Here is an 8,802-nt window from a genome sequence, read left to right on the forward strand (position 1 = left end):
ACCTTCTAGACGACAGACAAAAGACACGTCGCCTGACGACGTACTAGCTGAGGATCTAAAGCCGTGCCAGTCAAGCATGCCATTTGGACCGTAGATCATGCACCCCAGCCCTTGGCGAAAGCGCGTCTATCGAGTGAAAACTTTCTTGAAGAAATGATAGTTCGGCGCCCGGAAATTTTGTCTGGGGAGTGGATGCTCATCGGCCGCCAAGAACAAACGGGCGTTGGAGGGCGCATCGATCTTCTGGCCATCGCGCCCGATGCGTCACTGGTGCTTATAGAGCTGAAGCGAAATCGCACACCCAGGGAGGTTGTAGCCCAGGCATTGGACTACGCCGCATGGATCGATCGGCTCACTCCCGAGCGGATCGCCCAGATATATCAGCGCTATTCCAGTGGTGGCGAGCTATCCGAAGCATTCAAGGCTCGATTCGGCAATGAACTTGACGAAGAGTCACTGAATCAAGCCCACCAGATCATCATCGTTGCCGCCGAACTGGACGAGTCCACCGAGCGAATCATTGACTACCTCAACGCTCGGGATATTGCCATTAACGTGATCTTTTTCCAGGTCTTCCTGCACGGCACCCAGGAGTTCCTAAGTCGTGCATGGCTCATTGATCCAGGTGAGACGCAGGCGAACGTATCGGCCAGCATGACCAAGTCAGGTGATAAGGAGCCTTGGAACGGTGAGTTCTATGTGTCCTATGGCGGAGATCGGTCCTGGCACGACGCACGTCAATACGGCTTCATCAGCGGTGGCGGTGGCAGCTGGTATTCCCAAACACTCAAGCTTCTGAAACCGGGAGATAGAGTTTGGGTAAAGATTCCCAAAACTGGGTACGTCGGGGTCGGTCGTGTCAAGGAGCCGAGGCAATTGATTCAAGACCTGACCTTCGACACGGCCAAAGGGCGACAACAGGCTATGGAAGTACTGCGCGACGGACCGCGGTTTGGGCGGGCGGCTAGCGATCCAGATATCGCTGAGTATGCTGTGTTGGTGGACTGGCTTGACTCGGTCGAAGAAGCGAAAGCCTTTAACGAGCTTGGGCTATTCGGTAATCAGAATACTGTCTGCCAACCAACCACGCCTAAGTGGCGCCATACAGTCGAGCGATTGAAGATCGCTTTCCCTTGCTGGGAAAGGTCAAGCTAACGCAACCAACCCGTAACTTGGTATTCCAGCAGCGGGATCTTGAAGTGCGCACAACTTGCGCCTTCTGCACCATATAGGAAGCTCGGCGAATGAAGATCAGGAAGTTCCACACGGCGCGGGAAGCGCTTCGTGATCACTCAGCATTTGAGGTTCTCTTCGGAGAGGTAGTCGATTCTGAGAGGAATCACTTCTCAATCCTGATCGGCGAGAACGGTACTCGAAAGAGTCGTACGCTCCGCGACATCGTGGACATCGCTGCGCTCAGAGAGGTGCGTGGGGGCGGGGTATACGAAACTAAGACCGGTTCGATCGAGCTTTGGCAAAACAAGGCATCGAACAGCCGTGATGGCGTAGCCAAAATAATTGCTGTATCCGGCGTTGCGACGGACCGCTTCCCATCTCGCATCACATCCAGGACCCGCACTAGATCGCCGGATTTCTATCGCTACATTGGTCCGCGAACCGATAACAATCTGGTGAGCAGGGTTCAGGGTGTCAATCAGCTGGCTCTTAGCCTCCTCACTTCGGCTGAGCGCGTTAAGTCTCGATATAGGCAGCTTAAGCAAGTGTTCGCAATGCTGCAGGTTTCTCACGGCATCTTGTTCGAATTTATGATTTCCCCGCGAGAGAACGGTGGATCGTGGACGCTGAGTGAGCTTCGTACGCAAGCCTCTTCGTCAAAGAATCGGTGGGCGATTGATAGGACGTCCGCCGATGAGTCACTGCTAAAGCGGTGCGTAAGAGTACTCAAGAGTAAAGAGCCGATTGAGCTCCGTCTCGATTTGGATGACGTGGTTCGAATAGATGCTTCGCCTGATGATTTGGAGGCACTCGCCTGGTTGCTTGGCTCAGGTCTCCTTTCGGTGCGAAACAGCTACGTCAACGAAAACGACGACAATGGAATGCTTCCATTGTCCGAGTTCAGCTCCGGGCAATGGCACCTATTGTCGTCCCTCCTATTCACCGCTATCGCAGTGGAGGATAACTCGCTCATTCTGGTGGACGAGCCCGAGAATAGTCTGCATCCCGCTTGGCAGCAGGAATATCTTCGCTTGATGCGCTCAGTAATCAGTAGTTCGCGTGGTGTCCATGTCATCGTGGCAACCCACTCGCCCCTGGTTGCGGCCTCGCTGAATTCGGAAGACGCAGAAGTCATTCAGCTCAAGAACCGCCGTGGCCGGATAACCGCAAAGGAAGTGGAGGCTGGTCCATTCGGATGGACTGCTGACAAGATTCTGCAGGAAGTATTCGGGCTGGAAAGCTCGCGAAGTGTGGAATTTACACAACAAATGGACGAGGCCTTGGCGCTTTTTGCCAAGGGTGACCGCACAAATCCTCGGCTAAAGAGGCTGGTGACATCGCTCGAAGCAACGCTCCCGCACTTGGCATCGGACGATGTCGCTCGTGAAGTGATTGAGACTCTATCGGCCGTATTGGATGTGCCTGCCAAGGGGAGGGCGTAACGTGGCAGAGATACCAGCGCATTTCGAAAGGATCGAAAGGTTCTGGTTGGCGCCGCCGCATAAGGCTCGAATAGCTGGGGGCGTCACGGCATACGGCTATCAATGGAATCATTCAAATTTCGATTGGTTTAAGACATTGGTGAATGATCGGCTGAGAAAGCGGCAGAAGAATAGATGTTGTTACTGCCGCAGACCACTTGTATTTGACAAGGGGCACGTTGAAATCGATCACATTGTGCATAAAGGCTCAACAAATAGTCCTTACGCGAGATTCGCCTTTGAGGCTCAGAATTTGGCCCTCTCATGCAAGGACTGCAACAACAACAAGGGAAAAAAAACTGTTCTCGCAAGGGCCATTCGTGCCGGCTCGAACTACCCGAAGCAGGCGAAGGCTTTTTCTTGGGTGCATCCCCATTTCCACCGCTACTCAGATCACATCACGATTCATCAGGGGTGGGTCTATGAGTCCAAGAACAAGTCACCAGAAGGATTGGAAGTAATAAGAAAGTGCATGTTGGACAAGCTCGCGGGGAAGGAGCTTGCAAATCGACGTGTAATTGTGGATGGCGCTGCAGACCTTAAGGCTGCTGTCATCAGGGCTGTAGCCATGGTCGAGGATGTGGGTTTAGAGAGGCTGTGTCGCGAACTTGGTGGGCACCTGTCTCGCAAATGGAGGTCAGCGAGTTCCGCCGAAGTAAAGCAGGTCATACGCGATACGCATGCCGCTGTCCAAATGATTCGGATGCCATGATGGCTCTTTGAGACCGTTGGTCATTTCGATGTCATTTGGTCCGCGGGACTGCTGAGGTCGATTCGTCAAACTAAATTGGGGCAGTGTGGATAGCTGACCGTTTGACTTTCGCATTGGCGTTGGCTGCGCGTTTCGCCCTGAGAATGGCCCTCGCGAATCTGGGCGACAAGTAATGTGCGGCGTTAGTGTTGGGCTTCCTTGCCTCAGCGAAGAAGTCGATCTTCCACCTTACCTTACAGAGCACGTATGGCGACGTTGATCATTTTCTTGAGTGACATTCACATCGCTGCGGCAAGCGATCAAATCCTTGCTCACCACAAGGAGATCGTGGACGCGTCTTTCTCAGACTACTCCGATGGAGTCACAGACTGCCATCTGATTATCACTGGCGACATCGCACAGTCGGGAAAGAAGCAGGAGTACGAGCTCGCCAAGGTGTTCATTGAGAACATTTGTACTCACGTCGTCAATCGCGTAGGCAAGCGTCCAGGCATAGTTCTATGCCCGGGAAATCATGATTGTGACTTCTCATCTGACCAAGCGGTCCGGACCATGATCATCGATAACATGGACTATCGGGCTGAGGTCAAGCTGGGATTGAGCGATGCCCTAGCTGAGCCGCTAAAGGCCTATTTCGAATTTGTTGATGATGTTGCGTCGCCCGTCCATGGTCCCGGCAGGTGGACAAGCGACTATCGTTTTTCCGGTGATATTTGCATCAACTACACCGCCTTGAACGTCGCCCTCACATCGGGACTACCAGAAAGACAGGGGAAGTTGCTTTTCAGCCTAGCCGCAGATGCCGGGCCCAGTGCGGCGGAATCGGCGCTGTCGATCTATCTGTTGCACCAGCCACTGAACTGGTTAGCGGCGGATTGCGCACGAGAAGTCGGGGACCTGATCAGTACGAGGGCCGATATAGCTCTGTTTGGACATGAGCATAGGGACCGGGGATTCGTCGTGGCGGGATTGTACGACGAGTCGAAAGTGATCAACTTCAATGCTGATGTCCTACATGATCGCAAGGGCAAGTTGCCTAGCGCATTTCGGACGGTGCTGATCCAGAAGGGTGGGAAGATCAAGTCATCGAGATACGTGTGGCAGGCTCCCAGTTACCTGAAGGATGAAGCAAAGTCGGATGGCGCTTGGCGCGACTGCTTAAACCAGGAGTCTCGCCGGAGTGTTCTTTCGTTCAAGAAAGACTTTGTCGCCTGGATCGACGACATAGGTGCAACCTACGCGCATCGCCGGAAGGAACGGCTAACGCTCTCCGATATCTTTGTTTGGCCTAATCTGAGAATAAAGACCCGAGATAAGAGTGCCCAATCCTTGCTCATTGATGCGGAGGAGTTGAACGCTTCTAAGTTCTTCGACGTGGTCGCCCCTTACGGTGTCGTCACCATCACGGGTGACGAGCAGTACGGCAAGACGACGCTTGCCAAGCGATGGCTGGCTAAGCTCAAGTCGATAGGCTTCTTCCCAATCTATATCACCTGTTCAGATATCAAGTCATTAAAGGGTCCGTACATTGATCAGAGGATCAAGGAGATTGTAAAAGCGCAATATGCATGCATTTCTAGCGATGCCTTCGATCAGCTGGAATCGAGGCAGCGCGTTGTGATCATTGATGACTTCGATGACCTTACGTTTAATAGCGAGGGTAAGGCGGAGCTACTCAAGCTTCTGAAGGAGCACTTTGGGACGGTCATCCTTCTGGTTAGCAACACGCCAGGTGTGGAACTGTGGCTCGAAAATATCCTCAGTGAGGCAAAGTTCTCGAAACAGTCGTCCTTCGAACTGCTGCAGATGAACTTTCAGGCCCGCATGCAGCTGATTGAGAAGTGGCTGCATATTGGCAATGAGTACAGCCAGGAAAAGGAAGATATCGAGTCGACTGCGACGAGGTTAGGCCGGCTTGTAAGTGATGCACTCGGTCGAAATCTCGTGCCTTCCGTCCCACTCTTTGTGTTGATCATTCTCCAGCGCGCAGAGTCAGAATCTGAGCTGGAAACTGTAATCAAGAACGGCTCACATGGGTTCCTGTATGAGGCGTTGATCACTCGTGCGATTGGGGAGAAGGTGCCGTCGTTCACCGTGGATACTGCCCAAACCTATCTTACAAGTTACGCCAAGAAGATCTACTCGGCGGGCCTCGATGGACTTAGTCTTCATGACGCAGAGTCCTTCCATCGGGATCACTGTGATTTCTTTGAAATCTCCTACAGTTTTGAAAGAACGAAAGCAGAGCTGTGCAATGCGGGTATTTGGCGAGAAAAGTCTGGTGTTATCGTATTTGCGTACCCGTATCTGTACTTCTATTTCGTTGCGCGCTTCTTGGCAAACTTGGCTAGCCCGGCGCAGCGGATGGGGGTCGTGGAGTCCCTGATTGCGACGATTCACACTGAAACGTCTGCAAACATTCTCCTCTTTCTGGCGCACCTGGGCAGAGATGAGGAAGTCCTAGATAGGCTGTTGGGTCATGCAGCCACAGTCATGGGCGACGCCGTTCCCTTTGATGCATATGCTGCCGTTTCCATCTTTCAAGAGTTCCAAGAAGGAAAGGTGCGCGAGATCTACTATGAAACCTCACGCGAGCAGGCATTGAAAATCGCGCACGATGCGGATTGCGAAAGCGACCCCGTCGTCATGGTCTCGTCTGGCGCCATCTCAACTGTGAGAGACGTTCAAGAATACGCGACGGAGATCAATAGGTCGTTTCGCACGCTACAGGTGTTGGGGCAGATTCTTCGAAATCACGCGGGATCAATCGAGAAAAGTAAGAAGCGCGAAATCGCACTGGCCTGCACGAACCTTGGGCTGCGCACGCTGGGGTCCATGTTGACCTTGTTTAAGGACGTGGCGCCCGAAATCATTCAATCGCGCGTGGAATCCATCATCTCAACCGAAAAGGACAAACTGCTGTGGCGGCAAAAGGTCGATGAGCAGTTGAAGTCGATGTCGGGAATCCTAAGTGAGCTCGTCACCAATGTCGCGGTAGGGACCTTTGTCCGCATTGCGGGTGCGATCGGGTCGGAGGAGCTGGCGCCTACTCTGGAGCACATACTTTATGCGGACGATAACCGAACAAAGAAGATTGTTGGTCTGAGTGTGAAGCTGGAACACTTCGCCACATTTCCTCGCGACGAGGTCATGAACTTTGTGCCGAAGAAGTCTACGGTCAAGGATGTCTTGGCGGTCGCGCTTGTTAGAAGCTTTGTTGTGCGGCGGTTCTACATGTTTCCCGATGCTGCTGAGCTTAAGCGCGAGGTTTGCTCCGCGCTCAACATCTCGCGTCGGCCTTTCCAAGTGAAGAGCCTCGAGACGGGTAGAAAGTAGTCTTCTAGATACCCGCGAATGATGCTCGGCAAGTGATGTGGGAAAGCCTGCCGTAGCTGCCACCCGCCGAGCACGCCGTGGGTAGGGGCCGCTCTCGCGGAAAATCATCGGCAGGTTCAATGAATTGCGTCGTTTCTGCTTGCGGTGGCCAAACTATGCGAGACGGGAGCGGCCAAACTATGTGAGATCGCGCATTCGCGCTGGGCCTGCAACGAATTGCTGTCACTTTTGACACTTTTCGCTGGGAGCGGCCCTGACAGTATCCACTGGTAAGCTATTGAACAGGTTTCTGTATTTTGCCGACAGCCGCTCCAGACGGGCAATGCAAGGCGTTCAACCCATGGGTCACCAAATGAATTTCGGCCGTGCTCCCGCGAGGTGGCGGAATGAGTCGCCCTCTTATCTCTCGGCAGATTAGCCCTCACCCGGCGGAAGCTCCTCGCTGTCCGCCAAGACTTTATGCAGGCTCTTGCGTACAACCAACTTAGGCAAACCAGTGCGTTCCCGAATGATGCGTTCGGCCATCTTGAGCGAAATGGGATGGCCTTGAGCGAGAAGCGACTCACGCGCAGCTGCTAACGCTGCTCGGTTTCTGGCTGTCCTCGAGACAATAAAATCGCAACGTCGCCGCCGGTTATATGTTGCGACCAATTCTCCGAGATGATGTCGTGCGAAGCCTGTACTGACGCTCAAGCTTTTGCACAATTCCCGCAAAGGTGGCGGTAGCTCATCGCGCGCACGGTATCTGCATCTTCCTCGGACACAAAATGCTGGAGGGAACTAAGACCGAAACTGGTCGCCAACCCTTTCGTCAAATAGCTATCTTTCACACCGATCGGAACACCAAGCAGCGGAGCCGTCGCACCCTTGGCGCGCGATTTATCTGCGTCCCTAGCTGCCGCAAGCACTCCGACTTCGTCAATGCTAATGAATGAATTGAGATCGACCTTCTCACGTGCTCGTTGCAAGAGCGCAGAGGTATAAGCTTCTGACGTAACGTCGCCGCGCCTGATCGCGTTCGCCGCCTCTACAAGTCCCAGCCGAATAAGGTCGTTAGCGCCCGATGCTGAAGGGGAGGAGACATCGGTGCTGGCGATGACGTCGCTCATAATGGCGCCTCAAGATCTAAATGGTGTGCCCGACGTTTTCCGCTCGGGTAGTGTCACATAGCCATTTCAGTCAGCACGCGACACCAATCGTAGGTAACTTGCGTTCCGTTTCGAAAAGAAGCCCACCCTGACGCCCGCGAAATAGCGCCACTCGTAAGTATCTGGTCCAGCACAAAACAAGGTAATTGGCGTGCAACGTTGGGACATTAGTCACCAAGTCGCAAAGATCACTGCCCGCCTGCGCGTCTATAGTGCTGCTAAAACACTGCGCTGACGAACGCCTTTTTGTCGTGAAGGTGACGGTGTGCGAATTGAGTCGTATCGAATAACTGTTATTCCCAGAAGAAGATTGATCTAACCGACTTTAAACACGAGAGCATCGACGCATGGCTCGAGCCGGACCTGGGTTTGCGCCATTGCGCATGTCCGCTTTCGACTGCGGATTCAGCCGGTCGTTGCAACACACTAGAGACTGCGCGAGCAGCAGGAGTGTTGCAAGATGTCCCAACGACCTCCGACGCATTACACCGATGCCCAGATCGGGTTGATGTGGGATCGCTGGCAACGTGGCGAGTCCCTTCACCAGATTGCCAAGCTCTTTGATCGGCCTCATTCCTCGGTCCGCCGGATCCTGGCCGCGACCGGCGGGATTCGGCCCGCGGTGCGCCAGCGAGCGGACCGGGCGCTGACCCTAGCTGAGCGTGAGGAGATCTCGCGGGCGCTGATGGCAGGTCAATCGATTCGCTCCGTGGCGGCTCGGTTGAGCCGGGCGCCCTCGACGATCAGCCGGGAGGTCCGGCGCAATGGCGGACGGGACCGTTACCGAGCCAACCGTGCGGATCAACATGCGTGGGATCAGGCGCGTCGCCCCAAGCCTTGTAAATTGGCCAAGCACCGCACGGTGGCACGCTTGGTAGCCGCTAAGCTCCAGCAACAATGGGCACCGGAGCAGATTGCCGGTTGGCTCAAACGGACGTATCCGAGGAGT

General features: G+C 54.1%; 6 protein-coding genes. 5 read left to right on the forward strand and 1 reads right to left on the reverse strand.

The window, feature by feature from the left end:
- The first annotated feature begins 63 nt into the window (after positions 1–63).
- From DK366_RS19130 to DK366_RS19145, 4 genes are all read left to right on the forward strand, one after another.
- Positions 64–1,155: an endonuclease NucS domain-containing protein gene (locus DK366_RS19130; protein WP_109127149.1), complete on the forward strand. Its 1,092-nt coding sequence runs from the start codon at positions 64–66 to the stop codon at positions 1,153–1,155.
- A gap of 89 nt (positions 1,156–1,244) precedes the next feature.
- Positions 1,245–2,618: an ATP-binding protein gene (locus DK366_RS19135; protein ID WP_109127150.1), complete on the forward strand. Its 1,374-nt coding sequence runs from the start codon at positions 1,245–1,247 to the stop codon at positions 2,616–2,618.
- A 1-nt stretch (position 2,619) separates the two neighbouring features.
- Positions 2,620–3,369 (forward strand): HNH endonuclease, encoded by a 750-nt coding sequence (locus DK366_RS19140; protein ID WP_157956621.1) that lies wholly within the window; start codon positions 2,620–2,622, stop codon positions 3,367–3,369.
- A 246-nt stretch (positions 3,370–3,615) separates the two neighbouring features.
- A complete protein-coding gene (locus tag DK366_RS19145) occupies positions 3,616–6,705 on the forward strand; it encodes a metallophosphoesterase (RefSeq protein WP_109127152.1) in 3,090 nt (1,029 codons plus the stop codon).
- Positions 6,706–7,394: 689 nt separating this feature from the next.
- Here DK366_RS19145 and DK366_RS19150 read toward each other — a convergent pair.
- Positions 7,395–7,814: an amidase family protein gene (locus tag DK366_RS19150; protein ID WP_109127153.1), complete on the reverse strand. Its 420-nt coding sequence runs from the start codon at positions 7,812–7,814 to the stop codon at positions 7,395–7,397.
- Between the two features lie 499 nt (positions 7,815–8,313).
- Here DK366_RS19150 and DK366_RS19155 point away from each other — a divergent pair.
- A partial coding sequence (locus DK366_RS19155) for a helix-turn-helix domain-containing protein (protein ID WP_157956622.1) occupies positions 8,314–8,802 on the forward strand: 489 nt, incomplete at its 3' end.

It is taken from the genome of Dyella sp. C11 (assembly GCF_003121485.1).
Lineage (GTDB): Bacteria > Pseudomonadota > Gammaproteobacteria > Xanthomonadales > Rhodanobacteraceae > Dyella.

Bases quoted from the DNA above. Each gene is read 5' to 3' on its own strand.
- DK366_RS19145 (WP_109127152.1), top strand. From the start codon at position 3,616: ATGGCGACGTTGATCATTTTCTTGAGTGACATTCACATCGCTGCGGCA.
- DK366_RS19150 (WP_109127153.1), bottom strand. From the start codon at position 7,814: ATGAGCGACGTCATCGCCAGCACCGATGTCTCCTCCCCTTCAGCATCG.
- DK366_RS19135 (WP_109127150.1), top strand. From the start codon at position 1,245: ATGAAGATCAGGAAGTTCCACACGGCGCGGGAAGCGCTTCGTGATCAC.